The 25,159-nt window shown below is 65.6% G+C and carries 24 protein-coding genes and 2 pseudogenes; 19 read left to right on the top strand and 7 right to left on the bottom strand.

Going from position 1 to position 25,159, the window contains the following annotated elements; translation table 11 throughout:
• Positions 1-49: 49 nt before the first annotated feature.
• Positions 50-364 carry a type II toxin-antitoxin system VapB family antitoxin gene (locus I2456_RS17240; protein ID WP_068029582.1) on the bottom strand — a complete coding sequence of 105 codons (315 nt, stop codon included), beginning with the start codon at positions 362-364 and terminating at the stop codon, positions 50-52.
• Positions 365-548: 184 nt separating this feature from the next.
• Here I2456_RS17240 and hrcA point away from each other — a divergent pair, with 184 nt between their 5' ends.
• From hrcA to era, 8 genes and pseudogenes are all read left to right on the top strand, one after another.
• Positions 549-1,580 (top strand): heat-inducible transcriptional repressor HrcA, encoded by a 1,032-nt coding sequence (hrcA, locus tag I2456_RS17235; RefSeq protein WP_068029585.1) that lies wholly within the window; start codon positions 549-551, stop codon positions 1,578-1,580.
• A 67-nt stretch (positions 1,581-1,647) separates the two neighbouring features.
• Positions 1,648-2,799, top strand: coding sequence for a molecular chaperone DnaJ (gene dnaJ, locus I2456_RS17230; RefSeq protein ID WP_068156913.1), 1,152 nt, complete (start codon positions 1,648-1,650; stop codon positions 2,797-2,799).
• Between the two features lie 18 nt (positions 2,800-2,817).
• Entirely contained in the window at positions 2,818-3,603 is a 786-nt protein-coding gene (locus I2456_RS17225; protein WP_085072648.1) for a 16S rRNA (uracil(1498)-N(3))-methyltransferase, read from the top strand.
• 188 nt (positions 3,604-3,791) lie between these two features.
• Positions 3,792-4,499 (top strand): annotated as a pseudogene (locus tag I2456_RS28595) (PhoH family protein); the annotation flags it as partial.
• Positions 4,500-5,573: 1,074 nt separating this feature from the next.
• Positions 5,574-5,915, top strand: a pseudogene (locus I2456_RS28590) (PhoH family protein); the annotation flags it as partial.
• 39 nt (positions 5,916-5,954) lie between these two features.
• Positions 5,955-6,491, top strand: a complete 537-nt coding sequence (gene ybeY / locus I2456_RS17215) for an rRNA maturation RNase YbeY (protein ID WP_068156927.1) — start codon at positions 5,955-5,957, stop codon at positions 6,489-6,491.
• Positions 6,488-7,816, top strand: coding sequence for a hemolysin family protein (locus tag I2456_RS17210; RefSeq protein ID WP_085072650.1), 1,329 nt, complete (start codon positions 6,488-6,490; stop codon positions 7,814-7,816). Before ybeY ends, I2456_RS17210 begins: the two co-directional genes overlap by 4 nt.
• Positions 7,817-7,840: 24 nt before the next feature.
• Positions 7,841-8,749, top strand: a complete 909-nt coding sequence (gene era, locus I2456_RS17205) for a GTPase Era (RefSeq protein ID WP_068029609.1) — start codon at positions 7,841-7,843, stop codon at positions 8,747-8,749.
• Between the two features lie 27 nt (positions 8,750-8,776).
• Here era and I2456_RS17200 read toward each other — a convergent pair whose 3' ends face one another.
• Entirely contained in the window at positions 8,777-10,429 is a 1,653-nt protein-coding gene (locus I2456_RS17200) for a RecQ family ATP-dependent DNA helicase (protein WP_241007743.1), read from the bottom strand.
• A 73-nt stretch (positions 10,430-10,502) separates the two neighbouring features.
• Positions 10,503-12,005: an amidase gene (locus I2456_RS17195; RefSeq protein WP_085072651.1), complete on the bottom strand. Its 1,503-nt coding sequence runs from the start codon at positions 12,003-12,005 to the stop codon at positions 10,503-10,505.
• Positions 12,006-12,066: 61 nt separating this feature from the next.
• Here I2456_RS17195 and recO point away from each other — a divergent pair, with 61 nt between their 5' ends.
• From recO to I2456_RS17180, 3 genes are read left to right on the top strand one after another with little or no spacing between them, the layout of a single operon-like run.
• Positions 12,067-12,864 (top strand): DNA repair protein RecO, encoded by a 798-nt coding sequence (gene recO, locus I2456_RS17190; RefSeq protein ID WP_068029618.1) that lies wholly within the window; start codon positions 12,067-12,069, stop codon positions 12,862-12,864.
• Complete coding sequence (locus I2456_RS17185; protein ID WP_068029621.1) at positions 12,857-13,750, top strand: decaprenyl diphosphate synthase; 894 nt, start codon at positions 12,857-12,859, stop codon at positions 13,748-13,750. The genes recO and I2456_RS17185 overlap by 8 nt, the downstream gene beginning before the upstream one ends.
• Positions 13,750-14,184 carry a hypothetical protein gene (locus I2456_RS17180; protein WP_068029622.1) on the top strand — a complete coding sequence of 145 codons (435 nt, stop codon included), beginning with the start codon at positions 13,750-13,752 and terminating at the stop codon, positions 14,182-14,184. The genes I2456_RS17185 and I2456_RS17180 overlap by 1 nt, the downstream gene beginning before the upstream one ends.
• On the opposite strand, the gene I2456_RS17175 is transcribed toward I2456_RS17180, so the two are convergent.
• Positions 14,181-14,582 (bottom strand): Fur family transcriptional regulator, encoded by a 402-nt coding sequence (locus tag I2456_RS17175; protein WP_068156940.1) that lies wholly within the window; start codon positions 14,580-14,582, stop codon positions 14,181-14,183. The genes I2456_RS17180 and I2456_RS17175 overlap by 4 nt on opposite strands.
• Positions 14,579-14,998 carry an ArsR/SmtB family transcription factor gene (locus I2456_RS17170; RefSeq protein ID WP_371869958.1) on the bottom strand — a complete coding sequence of 140 codons (420 nt, stop codon included), beginning with the start codon at positions 14,996-14,998 and terminating at the stop codon, positions 14,579-14,581. Before I2456_RS17170 ends, I2456_RS17175 begins: the two co-directional genes overlap by 4 nt.
• A gap of 174 nt (positions 14,999-15,172) precedes the next feature.
• Between I2456_RS17170 and I2456_RS17165 the strand changes: the two genes are divergently transcribed.
• The 8 genes from I2456_RS17165 (at position 15,173) to I2456_RS17130 (ending at position 21,826) form a co-directional block, all read left to right on the top strand.
• Positions 15,173-16,564, top strand: a complete 1,392-nt coding sequence (locus I2456_RS17165) for a glycine--tRNA ligase (RefSeq protein ID WP_082952183.1) — start codon at positions 15,173-15,175, stop codon at positions 16,562-16,564.
• Positions 16,565-16,981: 417 nt separating this feature from the next.
• Positions 16,982-18,166, top strand: coding sequence for a PPE family protein (locus tag I2456_RS17160; RefSeq protein ID WP_068029632.1), 1,185 nt, complete (start codon positions 16,982-16,984; stop codon positions 18,164-18,166).
• Between the two features lie 101 nt (positions 18,167-18,267).
• Entirely contained in the window at positions 18,268-18,564 is a 297-nt protein-coding gene (locus I2456_RS17155; protein WP_068029636.1) for a WXG100 family type VII secretion target, read from the top strand.
• A 14-nt stretch (positions 18,565-18,578) separates the two neighbouring features.
• Positions 18,579-18,863, top strand: coding sequence for a WXG100 family type VII secretion target (locus I2456_RS17150; protein WP_085072652.1), 285 nt, complete (start codon positions 18,579-18,581; stop codon positions 18,861-18,863).
• Positions 18,864-19,112: 249 nt separating this feature from the next.
• Complete coding sequence (locus I2456_RS17145; protein WP_085072653.1) at positions 19,113-20,306, top strand: PPE family protein; 1,194 nt, start codon at positions 19,113-19,115, stop codon at positions 20,304-20,306.
• 406 nt (positions 20,307-20,712) lie between these two features.
• Positions 20,713-21,039, top strand: a complete 327-nt coding sequence (locus I2456_RS17140; protein WP_082952197.1) for a hypothetical protein — start codon at positions 20,713-20,715, stop codon at positions 21,037-21,039.
• A 143-nt stretch (positions 21,040-21,182) separates the two neighbouring features.
• On the top strand, positions 21,183-21,479 hold the full coding sequence (locus I2456_RS17135; RefSeq protein WP_068029645.1) for a WXG100 family type VII secretion target: 297 nt from the start codon (positions 21,183-21,185) through the stop codon (positions 21,477-21,479).
• Positions 21,480-21,541: 62 nt separating this feature from the next.
• Positions 21,542-21,826, top strand: coding sequence for a WXG100 family type VII secretion target (locus tag I2456_RS17130; protein WP_068027678.1), 285 nt, complete (start codon positions 21,542-21,544; stop codon positions 21,824-21,826).
• 58 nt (positions 21,827-21,884) lie between these two features.
• Here I2456_RS17130 and I2456_RS17125 read toward each other — a convergent pair whose 3' ends face one another.
• The gene (locus I2456_RS17125) at positions 21,885-23,882 is read right to left on the bottom strand and encodes a TPM domain-containing protein (protein ID WP_085072654.1); all 1,998 of its coding nucleotides are present in this window, start codon (positions 23,880-23,882) and stop codon (positions 21,885-21,887) included.
• Positions 23,883-24,033: 151 nt separating this feature from the next.
• Positions 24,034-24,981 carry an esterase family protein gene (locus I2456_RS17120; protein ID WP_139822980.1) on the bottom strand — a complete coding sequence of 316 codons (948 nt, stop codon included), beginning with the start codon at positions 24,979-24,981 and terminating at the stop codon, positions 24,034-24,036.
• Positions 24,982-25,159 lie beyond the last annotated feature (178 nt).

Raw genomic sequence — 25,159 nt, 5'->3', positions numbered from 1 at the left:
ACGGGTGCTTTACCTAGCTCGACACCTGGGGAGGACCGAACGTGACCGACTACCGCTGCCCGTTCACCGGCACGTCCATGTCGAACACCCGAGCGTGCAACACGGTCCGGTTACGCAGCGCCGCCCGCACCGCGCGGTGCAGACCGTCTTCGAGATAGGTGACGCCGCGCCACTTCACCGCATGCGGAAACAGGTCGCCGTAAAAGGTCGAGTCTTCGGAAAGGAGACGGTCCAGCGCCAGCACGGTGGTGGTTGTGACCAATTCGTCAAGCCGGATTTGCTGCGGCGGAATCTGCGACCAGTCCCGGTAGGTGAGGCCATGTTCCGGGTACGGCTTGCCTTCCCGAACACCCTTGAAGATCATTGCCGAATCTCTTTTGACGTGTCACCTGAGTTCGACGAAACCATGCTGGACAGGCTAGCTGGAAAAGTCATCGACCGGTGTGCCAGCCGCCCCGGACCTGCCCGCCCGAACACGCGGCTGAACTGTCAGTCTCTGCTGAGACCGTAAAATGAATCGGTCCAGGTGGTGCGGGAGGTGATAGTCGATGGGAACTGCCGACGATCGTCGATTCGAGGTGCTGCGCGCCATCGTCGCAGACTTCGTCGCCACCAAGGAGCCCATCGGCTCCAAGTCGTTGGTGGAGCGGCACAACCTGGGCGTCTCGTCGGCGACCATCCGCAACGACATGGCGGTCCTGGAGGCCGAGGGTTATATCACCCAGCCGCACACCAGTTCCGGGCGGGTGCCCACCGAGAAGGGCTACCGCGAATTCGTCGACCGCATCCATGACGTGAAACCCCTGTCTTCGGCCGAGCGACGGGCGATTCAAAGCTTCCTGGAATCCGGCGTGGACCTTGACGACGTACTGCGCCGCGCGGTCCGCCTGCTGGCGCAATTGACCCGGCAGGTCGCCGTCGTGCAGTACCCCACCTTGTCGAGTTCGACCGTGCGCCATCTGGAAGTCATCGCCCTGACCCCGGCTCGGCTGCTAATGGTCGTCATCACCGACTCCGGCCGGGTTGACCAGCGCATCGTCGAACTGGGCGATGTCATCGACGACCACCAGCTGTCCCAGTTGCGGGAGATGCTGGGCCAGGCGCTGGACGGGAAGAAGCTGTCCGCGGCCTCGGTCGCGGTCGCCGATCTCGCCGGTCAGCTCAGCGGCGCAGGCAGACTGGGGGACGCCGTCGGCCGCGCGGCGACGGTGCTGCTGGAATCGTTGGTCGAGCACACCGAGGAGCGCCTGCTGCTGGGCGGGACCGCCAACCTGACCCGCAACGCCGCCGACTTCGGCGGCTCGTTGCGCTCGATCCTGGAAGCCCTCGAGGAGCAGGTGGTGGTGCTGCGGTTGCTGGCGGCCCAACAAGAGGCTGGCAAAGTGACAGTACGCATCGGGCATGAAACCGAGGCAGAACAGATGGCCGGCACCTCGGTGGTGACCACCGCCTACGGCAGCAACGACACTGTCTACGGCGGCATGGGCGTGGTGGGGCCCACCCGAATGGACTATCCGGGAACTATGGCGAGTGTTGCCGCGGTTGCCATGTATATCGGCGAAGTGTTGGGTGCTCGATGACCGCGCACCCGGTGCTGCATTTATCGGGCCGCGCGACGCGGCCCGCCCAGGCTTAGAAAGGTAACTCGTGGCACGCGATTACTACGGGCTGCTCGGCGTCAGCAGAGGCGCCAGTGAGACGGAGATCAAACGCGCCTACCGCAAGCTAGCGCGCGAATTGCATCCCGACGTCAACCCCGATGAGGGGGCGCAGGCCAAGTTCAAAGAGATCAGCGTCGCCTACGAGGTGCTCAGCGACCCGGAGAAGCGCCGCATCGTCGACCTGGGCGGAGACCCGCTGGAAAGCGCCGGCGCCTCGGCCGGCGGCTTCGGCGGCTTCGGCGGCTTGGGTGACGTCTTCGAAGCTTTCTTCGGCGGCGGCTTCAGCGGAGCCACGGCTTCCCGCGGTCCGGTGGGGCGGGTGCGGCCGGGCTCGGACTCGCTGCTGCGTATGCGACTCGACCTGGAAGAGTGCGCGACCGGCGTCACCAAGCAGGTCACCGTCGACACCGCGATCCTGTGCGACCGGTGCCAGGGCAAGGGCACCAACGGCGATTCGGCTCCCATGCCGTGTGACACCTGCGGCGGTCGCGGCGAGGTGCAGACCGTGCAGCGGTCGCTGCTCGGCCAAATGGTGACGTCGCGGCCGTGTCCTACCTGTCGCGGCGTGGGCTCGGTGATTCCCGACCCGTGCCACCAGTGCATGGGCGACGGCCGGGTGCGAGCGCGCCGCGACATCAGCGTCAAGATTCCGGCCGGCGTCGGCGACGGGATGCGGGTCCGGCTCGCCGCTCAGGGCGAGGTGGGGCCGGGCGGAGGTCCGGCCGGTGATCTATACGTGGAGGTCCACGAACAGGCCCACGACATCTTCGTACGCGAAGGCGACGACCTGCACTGCACGGTGTCGGTGCCGATGGTCGACGCGGCGTTGGGAGTGACCGTCACCGTCGACGCCATCCTCGACGGCATGAGCGAAATCACCATCCCGCCTGGAACCCAACCCGGTTCGGTGATTACCTTGCGCGGTCGCGGCATGCCGCAGCTGCGCTCCACCGCCCGCGGCGACCTGCACGTGCACGTCGACGTGGTGATCCCCACCCGGCTCGATCACCACGACACCGAACTGCTGCGCGAGCTGAAGAACCGGCGCGGCCGCGACGTCGCCGAGGTGCGCTCCACCCACGGCGGTGCGGGCGGCGGGCTGTTCAGCCGGCTGCGCGAGACCTTCACCGGGCGCTAGGCGGTTGTAGGCGCGCGCATGGTTGCGACGCTGTTCTACGTCGACGCACTGCCCGATACCGGCGCACTGGCTGTGGTAGACGGCGACGAGGGCTTCCACGCCGCCACAGTGCGCCGAATACGTCCCGGCGAAGAGCTGGTGCTGGGCGACGGCGCCGGGGGACTGGCCCGCTGCACCGTGGAGGACGCCGGGCGCGACGGTCTGCGCGCGCGAGTGCTCGAGCGGTGGAGCGTCGAGCCGGTACGGCCGGCGGTCACCGTGGTGCAAGCCTTGCCCAAGTCCGAACGCTCCGAGCTCGCCGTCGAGCTGGCCACCGAGGCCGGCGCCGACGCGTTCCTGGCATGGCAGGCCGCGCGCTGCGTCGCCAACTGGACCGGTGCCCGAGTGGACAAGGGACTACGCCGCTGGCGTGCGGTGGCCCGCTCGGCTGCCCGCCAATCCCGGCGGGCCTACATCCCGTCAGTCGAGGGTGTGTTGTCCACCGCCGTGCTGGCCCGGCTGGTCGAGGAGCGGGTGGCTGCTGGGGCTACGGTGCTGGCCCTGCATGAGTCGGCGACCCATCGGTTCGCCGATCTCGCTGTGGCACAAGCGGATTCGCTGCTACTGATCGTCGGCCCCGAGGGCGGCCTGGCACCGGACGAGGTCGCCGCGTTGACCGAGGCGGGCGCGGCCACCGTCCGGCTCGGGCCGACGGTGTTGCGCACCTCTACCGCGGCCGCGGTCGCATTGGGCGCGCTGGGCGTGCTGACATCGCGCTGGGAGCCCCGCGCCGACTGTGAAGGTGACGACGCGACACGCCGTTGAGGCGTCGTCGGGTTCACGCTCGACGCGCGCGGCATCGATGCGAGTGCCCAACGAGACTTTGGCCGCGACGGCTGACCTGGACTCTCCTTGCGGGCGTCGAATCTTTGGGACGCTCTAGGCGACCGGCGGTAGACTGAGAATTCGATACTGACCGTTTGAATCGCCAGAAAGCAGGCATTAGAAGCCACGTGACGCCCCGCGAAACCCGCGATGCTGACGCATCCGCCTCTGCCCAGGTTCGCAGCAGCATCGACGTTCCGCCCGACCTCGTCGTGGGCTTGCTCGGTTCGGCCGACGAAAACTTGCGCGCCCTTGAGCAAGCGCTCAACGCCGATCTGCACGTGCGGGGCAACACCGTCACCTGCTCCGGTGAGCCCGCCGACGTCGCGCTCGCCGAACGAGCCATCTCGGAGTTGATCGCCATCGTGGCCAGCGGTCAGCCGATGACACCGGAGACGGTGCGTCACAGCGTCGCCATGTTGGTGGGCACGGGCAACGAATCACCCGCCGAGGTGCTCACCCTGGACATCTTGTCGCGACGCGGCAAAACCATCCGGCCCAAAACGCTCAACCAGAAGCATTACGTCGACGCGATCGACACAAACACCGTCGTCTTCGGCATCGGCCCGGCTGGTACCGGCAAGACCTACCTCGCCATGGCCAAGGCGGTCAACGCCCTGCAGAGCAAACAGGTCAGCCGCATCATCTTGACCCGGCCCGCGGTGGAAGCCGGTGAGCGCCTTGGTTTTCTGCCCGGCACCCTGAGCGAGAAGATCGACCCGTACCTGCGCCCGTTGTACGACGCGCTGTACGACATGATGGACTCCGAGCTGATCCCAAAGCTGATGTCTGCCGGGGTAATTGAGGTGGCACCGCTGGCGTACATGCGTGGTAGGGCACAACCGTTGTCGACCAATGTGTTGACGCCCAATGGGTTCCGGCCGATCGGTGAACTCCAAGTCGGTGAGTACGTGATCGGCTCCGATGGGTGCCCGACTGAGGTGTTGGGCAGCTACCCGCAAGGCTTCAAAGAGATCTACCGGGTATTCACGCAGGACGGTTCTTCGACGCTGGCTTCCGGTGATCACCTCTGGTCGGTCTATACCCGCGACGACCGCCGCCGCGGGAAGCCGGCGCGCGTCCTGCAAACCAAGGAAATGATCGGCAATCTGCGCGCCGCGCACTACCACCGGTACGAATTGCCGCTATTGAGCGCGCCGGTGAACTTCGAGAAGCGTCCGGTGCCGCTAGACCCCTACGCTCTTGGACTTCTGTTGGGCGATGGCTGCCTCACCTGTTCGACGACCCCGTCGTTTGCAACAGCCGATCCCGAACTCGCCGAGTCGTTGGGTCGTTTCATTCCCGGAATCCAGGTGCGCCGGAAGTCTGAGGTCGACTACATCCTCAACCGCAGGACCGCTCCGGGCGACAAGATCACGACGCCCAATCCCGTCACCAGTGCCCTGCGCGCCTTGGGTTTGGCGGGTACGCGCTCCGACACCAAGTTCATCCCCGACCAGTACCTCTTCAATGAACCCGGGGTGCGGCTGGCGGTCCTGCAAGGTCTCTTGGACTCCGACGGCGGCCCGGTCACTCAAACCGGGCGTACTTGCCGCATCCAGTTCACAACGGTCTCCGACCGGTTGCGAGACGGCATCGTCTTCCTCGTCCAATCCATGGGTGGTGTCGTATATGAGCGCACCAGGCCATCGGCGGGACGCAAGCCGGGACTGGCGCGCGGCCATGCTGTACACCACCGGTCAGATGCGCACATCGTGGACATACGGTTGCCCGCGGGCGTCGTTCCCTTCCGACTGGCCCGCAAAGTCGCAAAGTACGACGCGACGGGCGGCGGCCGGCCGATGCGGTTCATCGATCGAATCGAGCCCGCGGGGACCGAAGAAGCCGTGTGTATCCAGGTTGCGGCCGCTGACTCCTTATACGTCACCGAAGATTGCCTGCTCACCCACAACACCCTCAATGACTCGTTCATCGTTCTCGACGAAGCGCAGAACACCACGCCGGAACAGATGAAGATGTTCTTGACCCGGCTCGGGTTCGGCTCGAAGATCGTGGTCACCGGCGACATCACCCAAGTCGACCTCCCCGGTGGCGCCAGGTCCGGTTTGCGCGCGGCGGTGGACATTCTCGACGACATCGACGACATTCACATTGCCGAACTGACCAGCGCCGATGTCGTGCGCCATCGACTTGTCTCCGAAATCGTCGATGCCTACGCGCGGTACGAGGAGCCAGGCGCGGGGATGAATCGGGCGGCTCGGCGTGCCTCGGCCAGCCGCGGTCGTCGATGATGATGCGGTGAAGTCAGTGCATTACGACCGGAAACCGCGATGAGCATCGAAGTCTCCAACGAATCGGGTATCGACGTCTCCGAGGCCGAACTGGTCAGCGTCGCCCGGTTCGTCATCGACAAAATGGAGGTCAACCCCGGCGCCGAGCTCTCAATGGTGCTACTCGACACCGCCGCGATGGCCGACCTCCACATGAGGTGGATGGATCTGCCCGGCCCGACCGACGTGATGAGCTTCCCGATGGACGAGCTCGAACCCGGCGGTCGTCCCGACGCCCCCGAACCCGGGCCGGCCATGCTGGGTGACATCGTGCTGTGTCCGGAGTTCGCCGCCCAGCAGGCCGCGGCGGCCGGGCACAGCCTCGGACACGAACTGGCGCTGCTGACCGTGCACGGTGTGCTTCATCTGCTCGGGTACGACCACGGCGAGCCGGACGAGGAACGAGAGATGTTCGCGTTGCAGGACCGGCTGCTCGAGGAGTGGGTGGCCGATCAAGTCGAGGCTTACCGGAATGACCGTCAGAATGAGCGGGACCGCCGGTTGTTGGACAAGTCAAGGTATTTCGACCAACCGTGAACAGCGTCGACCAGCTGCTCGGAGCGATCGCACTGATCGGCCTGGGCGGGCTCTTCGCGGCAATCGATGCCGCGGTCAGCACGGTATCGCTGGCTCGGGTTCACGAACTGGTGCGCGAGGAGCGGCCCGGCGCCGTTTCGCTGCTCAAGGTGATGACCGACCGGCCCCGCTACATCAACTTGGTGGTGTTAGTGCGCATCGTCTGCGAAGTCACCGCGACGGCACTGATGGTCGCCTTCTTCATGCACAACCTGGGCGCGAACCGGGGCTTGATCATCGCCGCTGCCACCATGGTGATCATCAGCTTCGTGGTGATCGGGGTCGGCCCCCGCACGCTTGGCCGCCAGCACGCGTATTCCATCGCGCTCACGGCTGCGCTTCCGCTGCAAGCGATTTCCTGGTTGCTGATGCCGATCAGCCGGTTGCTGGTGGTCTTGGGCAATGCGCTCACCCCTGGCCGCGGCTTGCGCAACGGTCCGTTCGCATCGGAAATCGAGTTGCGTGAGGTCGTCGACCTGGCTCAGCAGCGGGGTGTGGTCGCCGCCGACGAGCGGCGAATGATCGAGTCCGTCTTCGAACTCGGTGACACCCCCGCGCGGGAGGTAATGGTGCCGCGCACCGAGATGATCTGGATCGAAGACGACAAGTCTGCCGCTCAAGCGGTGAATCTCGCGGTGAGAAGCGGACATTCGCGCATCCCGGTGATCGGTGAGAACGTCGATGACATCATCGGCGTGGTGTACCTGAAAGACCTCGTGCGCCAAGCCCTGTTCACGCCCGGCGGTGGGCGGGGAACTACTGTCGCCCAAATCATGCGCCCGGCGGTGTTCGTGCCGGACTCCAAGCCGTTGGATGCGTTGCTGCGTGAGATGCAGCGCGACCGCAACCACATGGCCCTGCTGGTCGACGAGTACGGCGCCATCGCCGGCCTGGTCAGCATTGAAGACGTGCTCGAAGAGATCGTCGGTGAGATCGCCGACGAATACGACGAAGCGGAAACGGCGCCGGTGGAAGAGCTTGGTGACCATCGCTACCGTGTCTCGGCGCGCCTGCCGATCGAAGACGTGGGTGAGCTGTACGGCATGGAGTTCGACGACGACCTCGACGTCGACACGGTGGGTGGCCTGCTGGCGCTGGAATTGGGCCGAGTCCCGCTGCCCGGCGCCGAGGTGGTGTCGCACGGTCTGCGGCTGCACGCCGAGGGCGGCCGCGACCATCGCGGCCGGATGCGGATCGGCACAGTGCTGCTCAGCCCGGTCGAGCCCGAGGACTCAGCCGGGGTGGACGGCCCTCAGGCGTCCAGGGACAGCGAGCACCGTGGCTGATCAGTGCTGCAACGGTGGCCCACGATGACAGCCGAGACCGAGTTCCGTTCCGGCTTCGTGTGTTTGGTCGGTCGCCCCAACACCGGTAAGTCGACGTTGACCAACGCGATGGTCGGCACCAAGATCGCCATCACGTCGATGCGGCCGCAGACCACCCGACACACCATCCGGGGCATCGTTCACCGCAAGGACTTTCAGATCGTCCTGGTTGACACCCCGGGCCTGCACCGCCCGCGCACCTTGCTCGGCAAGCGGCTCAACGACTTGGTGCGCGACACCTACGCCGAGGTCGACGTCATAGGATTGTGCATCCCGGCCGATGAGGCGATCGGTCCGGGGGACCGGTGGATCGTCGAGCAGATCCGAGCGATCGCCCCCAAGACCACCCTGGTGGCCATCGTCACCAAAATCGACAAGGTGCCCAGGGACAAGGTGGCCGCTCAGCTGGTCGCGGTGAGCGAGCTGGTCGGGCAATCAGCCGAAATCGTGCCGGTGTCCGCGGTTTCCGGCGAGCAGGTCGACGTATTGATCGATGTGCTGGCCGCGGCGTTGCCTGCGGGCCCGGCCTACTACCCCGACGGCGAGCTGACCGACGAGCCCGAAGAGGTCCTGATGGCCGAGCTCATCCGCGAGGCAGCCCTGGAGGGGGTGCGCGACGAACTGCCGCACTCTTTGGCTGTGGTGATCGAGGAAGTCGAGCCGCGCGAGGGGCGAGACGACCTGGTCGACGTGCACGCCGTGCTGTACGTGGAGCGGGACAGCCAAAAGGGGATCGTCATCGGCAAGGGCGGTGCGCGACTACGGGAAGTGGGAAGTGCGGCGCGCACCCAGATCGAGAAACTGCTGGGCACCAAGATTTATTTGGACTTGCGGGTGAAAGTTGCCAAGAACTGGCAGCGCGACCCCAAACAGCTTGGCCGGCTTGGGTTCTAGCAACGAAAAATCGGCGCGGGCCGGCGCTCACGCCGTTTCGGGGTGGGCGGATGTCGACACCTCCAGCAGCCCGTGGTCGCGCACCGCGGCCATCGACAATGTGCGATAACCGAATTCGTCGAACAACACGGTAACGCGTTCGCGGTCGCCGCCGATCACGACGCCCGGCCCCCATTGCCGATGCTGCACCGCGGTGTCCACAGGGATCGCTGGGCCTTCCGCGGTGAGGTCTCCGAGCTCGGCGGCCTGTTCGCAGCAGTCACAGTTTCCGCAGGGCTGCGCCAGATACTCACCGAAATAGGAGAGTAAGAAGATCCTTCGGCAAGAATCGGTCTCGGAGTACCCGCGCATCATCTCGATCCGGCTCTGATCTACCCGTTCGCGCAATTCCACCATGTGAACGGCTTCGGCGACCGCCTCCGCCGCCGGCAGCTTGCCGCTCAGCAATCCCTTGCGGGTGGATCGGATCGCGCCTGACTCGTCGAGCAGGTTGATGCCGTTGGTCAATCTGCGGCCGGGAATATCAAGCTTGGCCCGCAAGTCTTTCGGTTTGGTGGGGCGTTGGGTGTCCAACGCGTTGTACACCGCTTCCAAAAGCTCCTCGTCCGGGCTGCCTGTGGTGAAGAACCGAGCCAGGCCGAGGTCTTCGGGCCGATATAACAACAACGCGCACGCGTCCTCGCCATCGCGGCCCGCCCGCCCGATTTGCTGGTAATAGCTATCCAGCGAATCGGGGATCGAGGCGTGTACGACGAACCGCACATTGGGCTTGTCGATACCCATTCCGAACGCGGAGGTCGCCACCACTACCTCGTAGTCATCGTCGCGGAAACCTTCGTGCACCCGGTCGCGGTCGGCCTTCGCCATGCCGGCGTGGTAGGCCGCCGCGGCAATTCCCTTGTCTCGCAGGCCCTGGGCGTAGAACTCCGCGTCCTTGCGGGTGGCCACATACAGCAGGCCGGGTCCCTGCAGGGTGGGCACTGTGTCGAGCACCGCGGTGCGCTTGTCGTCTTCGTCCAGGTGACGCTCGACCGTCAAGGACAGGTTGGGCCGGTCAAAACCGCCGACCACAATGGACGGATTGTGAAACCCGAGCCGATCCACGATGTCACGGCGCACCACCACCGACGCGGTTGCGGTAAGCGCGACGACCGGGATCGATTCGCCTAGCTGACGGAATACGTCGGCAAGCCGTCGGTAGTCGGGCCGGAAGTCGTGTCCCCACGCGGAGACGCAGTGCGCCTCGTCAACCACCAACAGCGACAGCTCGACCGCACTGAGCCGTTGCACCACTTCGTCATTGGCCAACTGCTCGGGCGATATGAAGATGAACTTTGCGTCGCCCCGATCGATGGCTTCCCAGTTGCGCCGCAACTGGGCAGCGCGCAGGCCGGAGTTGACCGCCACCGCCTTCCCGGCGCCGCAGTCGTCGATGGCCGCTATCTGGTCGTGTTGCAGCGCAATCAGCGGTGAGACGACCAGCGTCACACCATCCATCAGCAGGGTGGGCACCTGGTAGATCGCCGACTTCCCAGACCCCGTCGGCATCACCGCAAGTACGTCGCGCCCATTCAGCACCGCCCGCATCGCCGCGCGCTGATCTTCGGTCAGCTGTTGCCAGCCGAAGTGAGTAAGTGCCACGCCGTCGAGGTCGGCGGTGTCATCAGGCGATCGTTCCACCGCGGTCCATTACCCAGTGGCATGGTCGGCAAACGCGACCGGCCCCCTGGGCCCCTACATCACCTAACAACCGTTAATTTGTCGGTGGCGTGGGCACGTGCGGGATCGGTGCGGCGTTGGCGCCGGTGTTCCACCACACCTCCGGCTGCTTGGCCGGCCATCCGCTGAGTGCCTCGAGCTCGGCTGCCAACGAGATCAGCATGCCTTCGCTGTTTGCCGGTCCCATCAGTTGCACGCCAATTGGCAAACCGTCTGAGGTGAACCCGGCCGGCACGTTGATGGACGGCCAGCCCAGCACGTTCCACGGCCAGGCATAGGGGCACGCGGCGATCATGGTCCGGTCGGTGGCCAGCCCACCCATCCGGTCGAAGGCGCGGGCCAGCGGCGGCGGCTGAGCGGTAGTGGGGGCGAGCACCACGTCGACGATGTTGAAGATCGAGCCCACCCGGCGCTGGTCGGCGGCTTCGTGGCGGCGCGCGCTGCGCAAGATGGCTTGGCCGAGCAGGTGGCCGGTCCGCATGTTCGCCATGGTCCGCGGATCCAGGTTCACGTCGTCGCCGAGTCGCTCCCCCCACTCCCACAGGCCGGCGGTGGACCGGGCAAGGAAATCCCAGGACAGCCGCACGCCATAGTCGGGATTGCCCCGCACCACGGTGTGGCCGAGCAGTTCCAGCTGCTCACCAACCGTGCGAAGCGCGGCCAGGATTTCTGGATGCAGCTTCGTCCGGAACGCGGTGTAGGGAGCGCGGGTGGACAGCGCGATCTTGAGTGGACCGGGCGCGATGCTGACGTAGTCCGAGGCGGTCAGTGGCGGCGGTTTATGTAAGTCGCCTTCGACATTGCCCGACGCCGCGTCCAGCACCAGCGCCGCGTCGGCGACTGTGCGCGCCAACACGCCGTTGACGGTGATGCCGTTGAATGCCTCCGGGAGCGGCCAGGTTGAGATGCGCCCGCGTTGTGGCTTGATGCCGACCAAGTGGGTCCACGCGGCGGGGATGCGCACACTGCCCGCGCCGTCGGAGCCGATGGCGGCAGTCACCAAGCCCGCGGCCACCGCTGCGGCGCTGCCACCGGATGATCCACCCGGCGTGTGCCGCCGCGACCAGGGGTTGAGAGTGTGCCCGAAGGCGGGGCCGCTGGTGAACGGCCATTGGCCCAGCTCGCACGTGTTGGTCTTGCCGACGATCACCGCACCGGCCGCCTTGAGGCGGCGCACCACCTCGGAGTCCTGGGTGGCGGGCGGCACGCGACCCTCGGTGCCGAACGCGGTGGGTACCCCAGCCACGTCGACGTCGTCCTTGACCGCGATCGGAATGCCCAACAGCGGAGCGGTGTCACCGGCGGCCCGTCGACGGTCCGCCTTGGCCGCGTCGGCCAGTGCCGATTCGGTGAGGACCACCCGGAACGCGTTCAGGGTGGACTGGCTGACATCGATCGCATGCAGGGACCGTCTGACCAGCTCAGCGGAGGTAACCTTGCGGGTCGCCAGCTGGTAGAGCAGGTCGGTCAGGGTGGGCAGGCGCTTGCCGCTGGGGCCGTCGACGGCCCCGGATTCGGACTCAAAAGCGCCAATCACGGGGTACGAGACTATCGGCGCGGATGCGCGAGATGTCGCAGCGGGGTGCAAAACTATTGTGATGCGGCTGTATCGAGACCGAGCTGTTGTGCTGCGCCAGCACAAGCTTGGCGAAGCCGACCGGATCGTTACCTTGCTGACGCGCGACCACGGGTTGGTCCGCGCCGTGGCCAAGGGCGTGCGCCGAACTCGCAGCAAATTCGGTGCGCGGCTGGAGCCGTTTGCTCACATCGACGCGCAGCTGCACCCGGGGCGCAATCTGGACATCGTCACCCAAGTCGTCTCGATCGACGCGTTCGCCACCGACATCGTCAGCGACTACGGCAAGTACACCTGCGGCTGTGCGATGTTGGAGACGGCCGAACGGCTCGCCGGTGAGGAACGAGCCCCCGCTCCGGCGCTGCACCGGCTCACAGTCGGTGCGCTGCGGGCGGTGGCCGACGGGCACCGACCTCGTGACCTCTTGTTGGATGCGTACTTGTTGCGTGCCATGGGTACCGCCGGCTGGGCGCCGGCGTTGACCGAGTGCGCCCGCTGCGCCGACCCCGGTCCGCACCGGGCGTTTCACATCGCCGCCGGAGGCAGTGTGTGCGCGCATTGTCGCCCTGCCGGTTCCACCACACCGCCGCAAGGCGTGCTGGACTTGATGTCGGCACTGCACGACGGTGACTGGGCAGCCGCCGAGCAGTCACCGCAATCCCATCGCGGCTATGTCAGCGGATTGGTGGCCGCACACCTGCAGTGGCATCTGGAACGCCAACTCAAAACGCTGCCCCTCGTCGAGCGGTCTTATCAGGGTGATCGCACGGTCGCCGAACGTCGTGCCGCACGGATCGGGCAGGATAGCGAGTGTGGCTAGGAGAGCCGAGCGAAAGCTGAAGTCCACCGACTTCCCGCAGCTGCCCCCGGCGCCCGACGACTATCCCACCTTCCCCGATAAGTCGACGTGGCCGGTCGTCTTCCCGGAGTTGCCGCCCGCTCCCGACGGCGGGCCGCGTCGACCGCCGCAGCACACATCCAAGGCCGCGCCACCGCGGATCCCGCTTGACCGGCTGCCCAATCACGTCGCGATCGTCATGGACGGCAATGGCCGCTGGGCCACGCAACAAGGCTTGCGGCGCACCGAAGGCCACAAGATGGGCGAAGCGGTGGTCATCGACATCGCGTGCGGCGCAGTAGAACTCGGCATCAAGTGGCTCAGCCTCTATGCCTTCTCCACCGAGAACTGGAAACGATCGGCCGAAGAGGTCCGGTTCCTCATGGGTTTCAACCGCGACGTGGTGCGCCGCCGCCGCGACATTCTCAACGAGATGGGTGTCCGGATCCGGTGGGTGGGTTCGCGGCCGCGGTTGTGGCGCAGCGTGATCAACGAACTGGCGGTCGCCGAGCAGATGACCAAGAACAACGACGTCATCACCATCAACTACTGCGTCAACTACGGCGGGCGCACCGAAATCGCCGAAGCAGCAAGGGAAATTGCGCGGGAGGCCGCCGCAGGGAGGCTGAACCCCGACCGCATCACCGAGACGACGATTGCCCGCCACATGCAGCGCCCTGACATCCCCGACGTCGATCTGTTCTTACGGACGTCGGGGGAGCAGCGTGCCAGCAATTTCATGTTGTGGCAGTCGGCTTACGCGGAGTACATATTTCAGGACAAGTTGTGGCCCGACTACGACCGCCGCGACTTGTGGGCAGCCTGCGAGGAATACGCCTCGCGTAATCGACGGTTCGGGAGTGCGTAGTGCCATCGCTACAGGAGCGTCTGGCGGCGATATTGAGCGACGTGATGCGCGTCGAGGAAGAACCCGACGGGGGGTTGACCGTCCGTCACGATGGCACTTTTGCGTCGCTGCGGGTGGTGACCATCGTCGAGGACCTCGATCTGGTGTCTCTGACTCAGATATTGGCCTGGGATCTGCCGCTGACCGAACAGGTCAGCGAGCAACTGGCCAAGCAAGCCCGCGAGGCCAACTTCGGCTCGGTGACCACGGTGGAGAAACCCGCGCCCCGCGCCAAGGGCACCACCAAGACGGCGACCAGAACGGCCGCCAAGACCGCAGATGTGATGTTGCGCTACAACTTTCCGGGCGCCGGCCTGACCGACGATGCACTGCGCACGCTGATCCTGCTGGTGCTGGACTCAGGCACCCGGATACGAAACCTGCTCGTCACTTAGCTGCGGCAGTCGGAGCACAACCCGAAGATCTCGATGGTGTGGCTGACGTCGGAGAAGCCGTGTTTGGTCGCCACTTCCGCGGCCCATCCCTCCACCTCACGGTCGGCCACCTCAATCGTGAAGCCGCAGTTACGGCACACCAGGTGGTGGTGATGATGCTCGGAACAGCGGCGATATACCGATTCCCCGGTGTCGGTTCGCAGCGTGTCCACCGTGCCCGCCGCCGCCATCGACTGCAGCGTTCGGTACACGGTGGTCAGTCCGATGTTCTCGCCTCGCTGGCGTAGTTCGTCATGCAATTCCTGAGCCGACCGGAACTCATCGAGCGTTTCGAGCAGTGTTGAGATGGCCGCGCGCTGGCGCGTGGAACGCACGCTCGCCGAACTAGAGGAGGTCATACGCGGTCCTCGCCGGCGTGGGCCACCGCGTCGACGACGATGTGCGCCAGGTGATGGTCAGCCAGCCGGTACAACACTTCGCGACCCGACCGCTCCCCGGCGACCACGCCCGCGGCTTTGAGGATCTTCAGATGCTGACTGACCAACGGCTGCGGCACGTTCAGCGCGTCGACCAGTTCATGCACGCAGCGCTGCGACTCGCGTAGTTGCAGGACAATCGCGATGCGAACGGGGGCGGCCAGCGCGCGCAGCAGCTCGCCGGCGGCGTCGAGAATCTCGCGCGGGGGCGGGGTGGGAAAAGCGGTGAAGGCAGCTGCGTCGTGCTCGTGACGGGCCGGCTCGGCGAAAGCGGCGTCATGCGGCATGCTCGGTTCCGATGTCGGCCTGAGCGCAGGCGTCGCAGGAGACGTCACCATATGGGAGTCATCACCTCGAGAATTCCAGAGTGGGGAAAGCGGCCCGCGGCCGACTTCCACTGTCACATGCATATTGATGCATGTCAAAGACCCCTGGCATTGATCGCTACCATGACTGATGTTTTGCAGGCGGTGGTCGCTGCTGCCCGCCTCCGCTCGATTCCGTGAAAGGGAGTGGACTACCCCGTGGCGTCCGTCATCGACTCAGTCGTCAACCTGGCCAAACGGCGCGGCTTCGTCTTCCCTTCGGGTGAGATCTATGGAGGCACCAAGTCGGCGTGGGACTACGGCCCGCTGGGGGTGGAACTCAAGGAGAACATCAAGCGGCAGTGGTGGCGATCGGTCGTCACCGGCCGCGACGACGTCGTGGGACTCGACTCGTCGATCATCCTGCCGCGTGACGTCTGGGTAGCCTCGGGCCACGTCGAGGTCTTCCACGACCCACTGGTCGAGTCGCTGATCACCCATAAGCGCTACCGGGCCGACCACCTCATCGAGGCATATGAGGCCAAGCACGGACACCCGCCACCCAACGGCCTGGCGGACATCCGTGACCCGGAGACCGGTGAACCCGGTCAGTGGACTGAGCCGCGTGAATTCAACATGATGCTCAAGACCTACCTCGGGCCCATTGAAACCGAGGAGGGGCTGCACTATTTACGGCCGGAAACCGCACAGGGCATTTTCGTCAATTTCGCCAACGTGGTGACCACTGCCCGCAAGAAGCCGCCGTTCGGCATCGGACAGATTGGCAAAAGTTTCCGCAACGAAATCACGCCGGGCAACTTCATCTTCCGAACCCGCGAGTTCGAGCAGATGGAAATGGAGTTCTTCGTCGAGCCGTCGACGGCGCCGCAGTGGCACCAGTACTGGATCGACACCCGCGAGCAGTGGTACATCGACTTGGGCATCAACCCGGACAACTTGCGCCTTTACGAACACCCCAAAGACAAGCTCTCGCATTACTCCGACCGCACTGTCGACATCGAGTACAAATTCGGCTTCGCCGGCAACCCTTGGGGTGAGCTGGAAGGCGTCGCCAACCGCACGGATTTCGACTTGTCAACGCACGCAAAACATTCCGGCACCGACCTGTCGTACTACGATCAGGTCAACGACACCCGGTATACGCCCTACGTCATCGAACCGGCGGCCGGCCTCACCCGCTCCTTCATGGCCTTTTTGATCGACGCCTACACCGAGGACGAGGCCCCGAATGCCAAGGGCGGCATGGACAAGCGCACCGTCCTCCGCCTGGATCCGCGGCTGGCGCCAGTCAAGGCGGCGGTGTTGCCGCTGTCGCGGCACGCAGACCTGAGCCCCAAGGCCCGCGACTTGGCCGCCGAATTACGCCAGAACTGGAACATCGATTTCGACGACGCCGGCGCGATCGGCCGCCGCTACCGGCGCCAGGATGAAATCGGTACGCCCTATTGCGTGACAGTCGACTTCGATTCACTCGAGGACAACGCGGTCACGGTGCGTGAGCGCGATGCGATGACTCAAGAACGAGTGGCCATCGACAACGTCGCCGACTATTTGGCGGTTCGCCTGAAAGGCTGCTGACGCTTTCACTGCCGCTGCTCGCATGACAGCGCGCTGTTGACAACTCGGGGGTTTCGCATATCGGCAAATGTGCGTTCCGGGAATCGGGAGCCCGAGTCTATTGATGTCGGGTAACGGACTCCCGAAATCGTTGCAGAACGCATTCAAGAGCACGGCCCAAGACGCCCCCTGACCACCCATGACCGGCGAACCGGCGAGCGGGGCGGCACTCTCGAATGGGTACGGCTGTCCAATTTCGGCGGATCCCCGCGGCGTCAAAGGGGTCGTATTCTCCGGCACGCGTCGAATTGGTCGAGGTGATTTCGCGAAAGCCGACACCTCGAAGTGTGATCTAGCTTACGATCCGCCCGTGGGCTTGTGTGAGTTCGTGGTCCCAGAGGACGAGTGGTTGTCGGAACCGTGGAAGCGGGGGGTGTGATGATTCCAGAGTTCTCCTTTTTGCCGCCGGAGATCAATTCGCTACGGATCTTCTCCGGTGCTGGTGCGGCGCCGTTGATGATCGCGGCGCAGGCTTGGGAAGGCCTAGCCGCTGACCTGCAGGCGTCGGCGGCCTCATTTGACTCGGTGATCACCGGGTTGGCCGGTGGGGCGTGGACGGGCCCTGCTTCCATGTCGATGGCTGCTGCTGCCACCCCCTATGTCGGGTGGTTGAGCGCGGCGGCTGGTCAGGCGGAACTGGCGGCCAGTCAGGCTCGGGCGGCGGCCTCCGCGTTCGAGACGGCGCTGGCCGGCACTGTGCATCCGGCCGCGGTGGCCGCCAACCGCGCGTTGCTGATGGCGCTGATCGCGACGAACTTCCTGGGCCAGAACACTCCGGCGATCGCGGCCACCGAGTTCGACTATGTCGAAATGTGGGCTCAAGACGTCGCGGCGATGTTCGGCTACCAGGGCGGGGCCACGGCCGTGGCCGCCTCCCTGGTTCCGTTCAGCACGCCGCCACTGAGCTTGGCGGGATTGGCGTCGGGAGTGAATGCCGGACTCGCCGGGTTGGCGACGACGGCGACGGCGGCCGTGAGTCCACTGATCCAAGGCGTAACGGCGGGCGCTCCGGCGCTGGTGGCCGGCGTGCAGTCGGTCGCCTCGGCGGTTCCGGTGCAGTCGCTCATGTCGGTGGCGCAACTCGGCGCGATGCCGGCGAGCATGTTGATCTCGCCGATGATGTCGTTGGCCCAGACTGCCAACGCAGGTACCGCCGGCTTGGCCAGCGCGGGCATGGCGGCGGCCGCGGACGTTCCGAAGCTGGTGGGCGACACCGCTCCCGCTGCTGCCGGCCTGCGGGGGCTGGGCGGCGCCGGGATGGGCGCTGGGATGGCAGCGGACCTGGGCAAGGCCCACCTGGTGGGTGCGATGTCGGTGCCGCCGACCTGGCAGGGCTCGACGCCGAAGGCGATGCTGACCTCGGCCATGTCGGGTTTGGGCGCCGCGCCAGAGGCTGCGGCCATGCCTCCCGCCGGTGCTGGCGGAATGCCGATGATGCCGATGCCGATGGGTATGGGCGGCGCCGGTGGCGGTATGCCCGGCGGGATGATGGGCCGCGGCGGCGGTGGTGCCCACGTGGTGCAGAACCGGCCGAGCGTGGTGCCGCGCATCGGGGTGGGATAAAGCGGGGGGTGATTGGCCGGGATCTTCGGGTTGGCCGTGGTTCGCCGATGTGGCGTGTCACGTATCGGGGTTGAGTTTTTCGGTAGGAAAGGAAAAGGAAAATGGCTTCTCGGTTTATGACCGATCCGCACGCGATGCGCGCGATGGCGGGTCGTTTCGAGACGCACGCGCAGACCGTTGAGGATGAGGCGCGTCGGATGTGGGCGTCGTCGCAGAACATTTCGGGTGCTGGCTGGAGTGGTCAGGCCTCGGCGACGTCGTTGGACACGATGGGGCAGATGAATCAGGCGTTTCGCAACATCGTGAACATGCTGCACGGGGTGCGCGACGGATTGGTCCGGGATGCGAACAACTATGAGCAGCAAGAGCAGGCCTCTCAGCAGATCTTGAGCAGCTAGAAGGGACAGCAGCGATGACGATCAATTACCAGTTCGGTGATGTCGATGCCCATGGCGCGTTGATTCGCGCGCAGGCGGCCAATCTGGAGGCCGAGCACCAGGCCATCGTTCGTGATGTGCTGGCTGCCGGTGATTTCTGGGGTGGCGCCGGTTCGGTGGCGTGCCGGGAGTTCATCACCCAGTTGGGTCGTAACTTCCAGGTGATCTACGAGCAGGCCAACTCCCACGGCCAGAAGGTTCAGTCCGCCGGCAGCAACATGGCGCAGACCGACTCTGCTGTGGGTTCGAGCTGGGCATAGCCCACTTCGCCACGGGCGCGGGTATCACCGGGGGGTCGTGATATCCGCGCCTTTGGCATGTCGATTCAGCAATTACACTGGAGTCAGTAAGTACGGCGACTCGGTGCGCTGAAACCTCACCAGGCGAACATTCCGTGAAAGCGCAGTGTCACGGTATGGCTTGCTCTAGCGTGGGTATTCGCGTGTATCGGGTTGCGGACATGAGTCGTTGTCGGAGCCGTTTGAGCGGCTGGTTGGTTTGGGGTTTGGATGATTCCAGAGTTTTCGTGGTTGCCGCCGGAGATCAACTCGCTCCGTATCTTCTCGGGCGCCGGCGCTGGGCCGTTGATGATTGCCGCGCAGGCCTGGGAGGGCCTAGCAGCTGACCTGCGCGCGTCAGCCTCGTCATTTGACTCGGTGGTCACTGGATTGACCGGGGGCCCGTGGACGGGTCCGGCGTCGGTCTCGATGGCGGCCGCTGCCACCCCGTATGTCGGGTGGTTGAGCGCGGCGGCCGGTCAGGCCGAGTTGGCGGCCAGCCAGGCGCGGACGGCGGCGATGGCGTTCGAGACTGCACTGGCGGGCACGGTGCATCCCGCTGCAGTGGCCGCCAACCGCGCCTTGCTGATGGCGCTGGTCGCGACGAATTTCCTGGGGCAGAACACCCCGGCGATCGCTGCTACCGAGTTCGACTATGTCGAGATGTGGGCCCAGGATGTCGCGGCAATGCTCGGCTATCACGGCGGGGCGACATCCGTGGCGGCGGCGCTCACTCCCTTCAGTGCGCCCCCGGTCAACTTGGCGGGACTGGCTTCGTCGATCGGCACTTCGGTCACCGGGCTCGCCTCCACCGCAACGAGTGCCGTCAGCCCGGTGATTCAAGGTGTCTCATCGGCGGCTGGCCCATTGGTGGCGGGTGTGCAGTCCGTAGCTTCAGCGGTGCCGGTGGAGTCGGTGATGTCGGTGGCGCAGCTTGGCGCGATGCCGGCGAGCATGTTGATCTCGCCGATGATGTCGTTGGCCCAGACGGCCAATGCGGGCACCGCTGGCCTGGCCGGCGCAACGATGGCCGCTGATGTGCCGAAGTTCGTCGGTGACACCGCGCCGGCCGCCGCGGGATTGCACGGCTTGGGCGGCGGCGGCGGAATCGGAACGGGCATGTCCGCCGGACTGGGCCAAGCCCGCTTGGTGGGCGCGATGTCGGTACCGCCGACCTGGGAGGGATCAGTGCCCAAAGGCATGGCCACCTCCGCCATGTCCGGGCTCGGTGCGGTGCCCAATGCCGCCGAAATGGCGCAAGCCGCCGGTGCCGGGGGCACCGGCGGTATGCCGATGATGCCGATGCCCATGGGGGCTGGGGGCGCAGGCAGCGGTATGCCCGGAGGCATGATGGGCCGCGGCGGCGGCGGCGCGCACGTCGTGCAGAACCGGCCTAGCGTGGTTCCCCGCACGGGCATCGGATAGCTTCTCGCGATACCGTACGCGTTTTGCGCCAATAGGATTGTGCGCGAACGCATTTCGTTGCGACGCGCGGCCCCCGCAATTGCCGCGGGTCGGCTGCGCTGCGCCACCGCGCGCCGCGTGTCACTACCGACGCAGCGCCTGAGATCGCCTGTCCGGCATACCCTTCCGGCACTCGAGCAGCCCTCGGTCGAACGGGCTCGCAGCTGCACAGGACGGCCCCGAGGCGGAGCATCAGCTCCGCGCAACGACGGGTTAAGCCAACTTTTTGGGCGTGTGTGTACTAGAACCAGAGAAATTGGGGAATCACGGACATTGTGCCGCGTGTTGGCATACGATTTGGTGTGCTCGGTGGTTTGTCATGGCCGCTGAGCCGTGGTGTGTGAGATCGGCACTGGAAGGGGAAAAGGTGCTGTTGCCTCTAGGTCCGCCCTTGCCGCCCGACGCCGTAGTGGCGAAGCGGGCTGAATCAGGCATGCTCGGCGGGTTGTCTGTTCCGCTCAGCTGGGGCGTGGCTGTTCCGCCCGATGACTATGACCACTGGGCCAAGGAGTCCGAAGAGGCTTCCGACGCCAGCATGCCCGCGGCCGAAGCGCTCGGTCCCGAAGGTGCCGACGGCACGGGCGAGTGGAACGAATGGGCCGAATGGAACGAGTGGGAAGCCGAGAACGCTGAACCTCGCTTTGAGATGCCACGCTCGAGCAGCGTGATACCGCATTCTCCGGCGGCCGGTTGAGAGAGAGGGGGGAAGACTGTCGTTGTTTTACGGGTGATCGACGACTTCGGCACCCCCGCGGCCGGCGATTACAACAGTCAATGTGTATGAGGAATCCGGGTAATTCAGTCCAGTAGGTCCACTTAACAAGGAGAACAGACAACATGGCAACACGTTTCATGACGGACCCGCACGCTATGCGGGCCATGGCGGGTCGTTTCGAGACCCACGCGCAGACGGTGGAAGACGAGGCCCGCCGGATGTGGGCGTCCTCGCAGAACATCACCGGTGCTGGCTGGAGTGGTCAGGCCTCGGCGACGTCGTTGGACACCATGGGTCAGATGAATCAGGCCTTCCGCAACATCGTGAACATGCTGCACGGGGTGCGCGACGGACTGGTCCGCGACGCCAACAACTACGAGCAGCAAGAGCAGGCCTCGCAGCAGATCCTGAGCAGCTAACGCCGCCGCGGCGAAAGCCGCTGCAACCCATCAAACTTCACAAGCTAAGGAGAAAAAGTTCAATGACCATCAACTACCAGTTCGGCGATGTGGACGCCCACGGCGCTCTCATTCGCGCGCAGGCCGCCAATCTGGAGGCCGAGCACCAGGCCATCGTTCGCGATGTGCTGGCTGCCGGTGATTTCTGGGGTGGCGCCGGTTCGGTGGCGTGCCAGGAGTTCATCACCCAGTTGGGTCGTAACTTCCAGGTGATCTACGAGCAGGCCAACTCCCACGGCCAGAAGGTTCAGTCCGCCGGCAGCAACATGGCGCAGACTGACAGCGCCGTCGGCTCCAGCTGGGCCTGAGAAGTTCCGTCAGCGGCGGGCGCACCCTTGGGGTGCGTCCGCCGCTGCTTTTGTCGTTCTAGAACCTGCCCCCGCCGCCCATCCAGCCGCCGCCGGACGAGTCGCCGGAAGAATTCGATGAACCGCCGAACGAGGTGGGGCTCCACCCACCGAAACCGCCACGCAGGCCGCCGCTGAGCAGGTCGCCGATGATGATGCCGCCGATCATCGCTCCCAGATCACTGCCGCCGCCGCGGCTGGTGTAGGCACTATGGGCCGACTGCACGTCGGCGTTCGCCAGTGACTGCGCATGAGCGGCCAGGGTGGACGCCGCGTTGGCGTAACCGATCGCCTCATTGATATTCGTCGCCCTTCTGTCTTGGGCCGCGTCGAGGTTGCGTTTGGCCTCCGCGAGCCGGGTTCGGGCTTCCGATCCCACGCTGCCGCGCCGGGTGTCGATGTAATCGGACACCGTGCGCACCCGCGACTGCGCAGTGAACAAAGCCTGCTCGAAGGAGCGGTTGAGCCGGTCGGCATCCGCCCGTTCTTGTGCCACGGCGGCCAGTAGCCGATTGAGTTCAGCGTCGGCCTTACTCAACTGTGCGAATGAGCCCAGCGGGTCAGCGGAGCCTCGGGCGCGATCCACAGCCCGGACCGCCGCATCGCGCGCCGCAGTCAATTCGTCGACGTGCGGTGACTTGTTCGTGCCCGCCTGCTGCAGCTGTTGATTCGCGTGCTCGATAGCGGACTGGATGTCAGCAGTGACCGACGGCAGCTCCGCAACGGCGTGCCTGATGTCACCCGCGGCGTTGTCCACCGCGTCGAGCAGGGCGCGGGCCTGGCCCAGCGCCGATTCGGCAGCCCGCACCCCATCCACCAAACGGCTCTGCTGTCCACTCACCGCCCGGCCGGCCAGTTCCCTGGCTGCGGTGATGTTGCGGTCGGCGAATTGCAGCCGCTCCTTGGCGGCGCCGATATTGCCGGAGATGGAAGCGATTGTGGCCGAACCGAATTCTCTATGAAGGTCGGACATGCGCTGTTCGGTCGGCGATATGCGGGTCGTGAGCTCGATGTACTGCTGGGTCAGCAGATCCAGCCGAGACTCGGCATTGATCACCAGGTCGCGCAGCTGCTCGAACGCTTGGGCCTGCGATTCCAGTTCACGATCGGCCTGAGCCGCCGACACGATCACCCGGGTGAGCAGATCACGGCGCTGAGCGGGCGTTTCTGGAACCCTGTCGTCGAGTTGCTGGCGCACGCTGAAGGCCTGCGCGAGAGCGGCTTTGGCCTTGTCGACCGCCTGCCGGAACGGCGCGGTGCGCTCCGCGCCGAACTCGTCGATCGCCACCTCGAGCTCGTTGGAGCTGGTGCGCACGGCGTTGTCGACCTCGACCACCATCGACCGGGACAGTTCGTCGAGCGCGTCGAGAGGCACGGCGGCCAGTGCCCGCGGGTCGGTCGGGTCGACGCGTCGGGCCGCGGCCACTGCATCGGCGTGCCGGCGCCGAGCGCGGTAACGCATGACGACCAGCAGCACCACGACAGCGAAGACGACGGCACCCAGCGCGAGCAACACCACCATCCGACCCGTTGAGCTGGGGGGTTCGTCGAGTCCGTTGGCCGCGGCGACGGCGGCACCGCTCCAGTCGTTGTTGCGCAGTGCGGGCTCTATTCGATTGCGCCGCAGGTCGTCTACCCGACGTTCGTTGGCGCTTTGCACGCTGGATCCCACCAGGAAGGCGTACGCCCGTCCGGTGGTCGACACGGCCAGCAGCGCGTCGTAGGTACTGAGCTCGCTGGCCTGGATGGTGCGTTGCGCCCAGTTCTGCGCGCTCTCACCGGAGAAGTTGTCGACGTATACGACCCACAGCCGCACATGCCGATCGGCGTAGAGCTTGTCGACGGCCGAGACGACGGCGGCGCGCCCCGAATCGCTGAGCACACCCACGTTGTCGGTGAGGTAGCCGGGCAGTCGGAACGGAGGCTGCGCGCCGGCCGACGGCGCAAACAGCAGCCCACCGGCCAAGCTCATGGTGACGAACGTCAGGAACGCGCCGAGCAGGCGAGCAATGCGCATACGTCAATTTACTGCGGCCCGCCAATGCGCTGGGAGCTTGACGTTCGATGCGTCGCGCGACCGCGGGGCACGGTCAACCCGGAGGCCGTGGTGGTAGCCATCGACGTCCGGGCAACCGCGCCCCGCGGCGCCCTCCCCCCGGGGATCTGGGTTAGGTGCGGCCGCCGCCGCCGGCGCCCAGGTTGCTCTGCACGTCGCCCTTCATGGCCACCAGCTGGGAATTCCAATAACCCCAGCTGTGCACGCCGTTGCTATCCAGGTTGAAAGTGGCGTTGTGGCCACCGGCAGCGGTGTAGGCATTTCTGAAGTCGTTGTTGCTTTGTAGTACGACCTGCTCGATCACCGTGCCGGGGATACTGCCTTGCCCCAGCTCTGAGGGAGTGCCGTTGCCGCTATAGATCCAGAGGCGAGTACCGTTGCCCGCCAGTCTGCCCGCCTGAACCGTAGGGTCGTGGCGCTGCCAGCCCGGGCCGCCAGCCGGTCCCCACATGTCTTCCGGATTGAAACCGCCCTCGTCGTTCATCGCGAACCTGATCAGGGTGGGTCCGTTGCCGCTAGAGGGAGTCAGGTACGCCGAAAGGGAGGCGGCATAGGAGAACAGCTGCGGGTGGTAGGCCGCCAGGATCAGCGACGACAGCCCCGACATCGAGACTCCCACCACCGCATTGCGTGTCGTCCGGACACCTTTACCCGCCAGGTAGGAGGGCAGCTCGCTGGTGATGAAGGTTTCCCACTTGTAGGTGGCGCCGTTGGCTGACCCATACCAGTCGGAATAGAAGCTGGAGCGCCCGCCCACTGGCATGACCACTGAAATGCCGGAACCGCGGTATTCGTCGAAAGCCGGTGTCTCGATATCCCAGCCATTGCGGTCGTCGCGGGCCCGCAAGCCGTCGAGTAGGTAGACCGCCGGCGCGCCGTCATTTTGGAACTCCACGGTGATGTTGCGGCCCATCCCGGCCGACGGAACCTGCAGGAACTCAGGCGAAGCCGCCCGTGCGGTCGGTTCGGTTCCCGTTACACCGACTAGTCCTGGCAGCGCGGCGGCTGCGACCGCAGCTGTCATCAGGCGATGCAGCCACCGCCGTTTGTGCACGTTCATTTCCGCTCCTTGTTTTCGCGAGTGTGGTCTTGCCCTAGGTATTAGGGGTGCGCGGGCCACCGGCCCGTCTTCGATGCAGCGCTTACCAGACCCGATCGGGCGTAAGCGTTGGGCGCTCAGAAAGCTGGCGCATACGTGATGCCGACTGGTCAGGCCGGCGCGCGAAAGCCGACCGCGG

The organism is Mycobacterium kubicae, assembly GCF_015689175.1.
Classification (GTDB): Bacteria; Actinomycetota; Actinomycetes; order Mycobacteriales; family Mycobacteriaceae; genus Mycobacterium; species Mycobacterium kubicae.
This window is presented reverse-complemented; position numbering and strand designations above follow the sequence as displayed.

Excerpts from the sequence above, each read along its gene's own strand:
- I2456_RS17240 (WP_068029582.1), bottom strand. The coding sequence starts at position 364 with ATGATCTTCAAGGGTGTTCGGGAAGGCAAGCCGTACCCGGAACATGGC.
- hrcA (WP_068029585.1), top strand. The coding sequence starts at position 549 with ATGGGAACTGCCGACGATCGTCGATTCGAGGTGCTGCGCGCCATCGTC.
- I2456_RS17225 (WP_085072648.1), top strand. The coding sequence starts at position 2,818 with ATGGTTGCGACGCTGTTCTACGTCGACGCACTGCCCGATACCGGCGCA.
- ybeY (WP_068156927.1), top strand. The coding sequence starts at position 5,955 with ATGAGCATCGAAGTCTCCAACGAATCGGGTATCGACGTCTCCGAGGCC.
- era (WP_068029609.1), top strand. The coding sequence starts at position 7,841 with ATGACAGCCGAGACCGAGTTCCGTTCCGGCTTCGTGTGTTTGGTCGGT.
- recO (WP_068029618.1), top strand. The coding sequence starts at position 12,067 with ATGCGGCTGTATCGAGACCGAGCTGTTGTGCTGCGCCAGCACAAGCTT.
- I2456_RS17175 (WP_068156940.1), bottom strand. The coding sequence starts at position 14,582 with ATGACCTCCTCTAGTTCGGCGAGCGTGCGTTCCACGCGCCAGCGCGCG.
- I2456_RS17170 (WP_371869958.1), bottom strand. The coding sequence starts at position 14,998 with ATGGTGACGTCTCCTGCGACGCCTGCGCTCAGGCCGACATCGGAACCG.
- I2456_RS17160 (WP_068029632.1), top strand. The coding sequence starts at position 16,982 with ATGATTCCAGAGTTCTCCTTTTTGCCGCCGGAGATCAATTCGCTACGG.
- I2456_RS17155 (WP_068029636.1), top strand. The coding sequence starts at position 18,268 with ATGGCTTCTCGGTTTATGACCGATCCGCACGCGATGCGCGCGATGGCG.
- I2456_RS17150 (WP_085072652.1), top strand. The coding sequence starts at position 18,579 with ATGACGATCAATTACCAGTTCGGTGATGTCGATGCCCATGGCGCGTTG.
- I2456_RS17145 (WP_085072653.1), top strand. The coding sequence starts at position 19,113 with ATGATTCCAGAGTTTTCGTGGTTGCCGCCGGAGATCAACTCGCTCCGT.
- I2456_RS17135 (WP_068029645.1), top strand. The coding sequence starts at position 21,183 with ATGGCAACACGTTTCATGACGGACCCGCACGCTATGCGGGCCATGGCG.
- I2456_RS17130 (WP_068027678.1), top strand. The coding sequence starts at position 21,542 with ATGACCATCAACTACCAGTTCGGCGATGTGGACGCCCACGGCGCTCTC.
- I2456_RS17125 (WP_085072654.1), bottom strand. The coding sequence starts at position 23,882 with ATGCGCATTGCTCGCCTGCTCGGCGCGTTCCTGACGTTCGTCACCATG.
- I2456_RS17120 (WP_139822980.1), bottom strand. The coding sequence starts at position 24,981 with ATGAACGTGCACAAACGGCGGTGGCTGCATCGCCTGATGACAGCTGCG.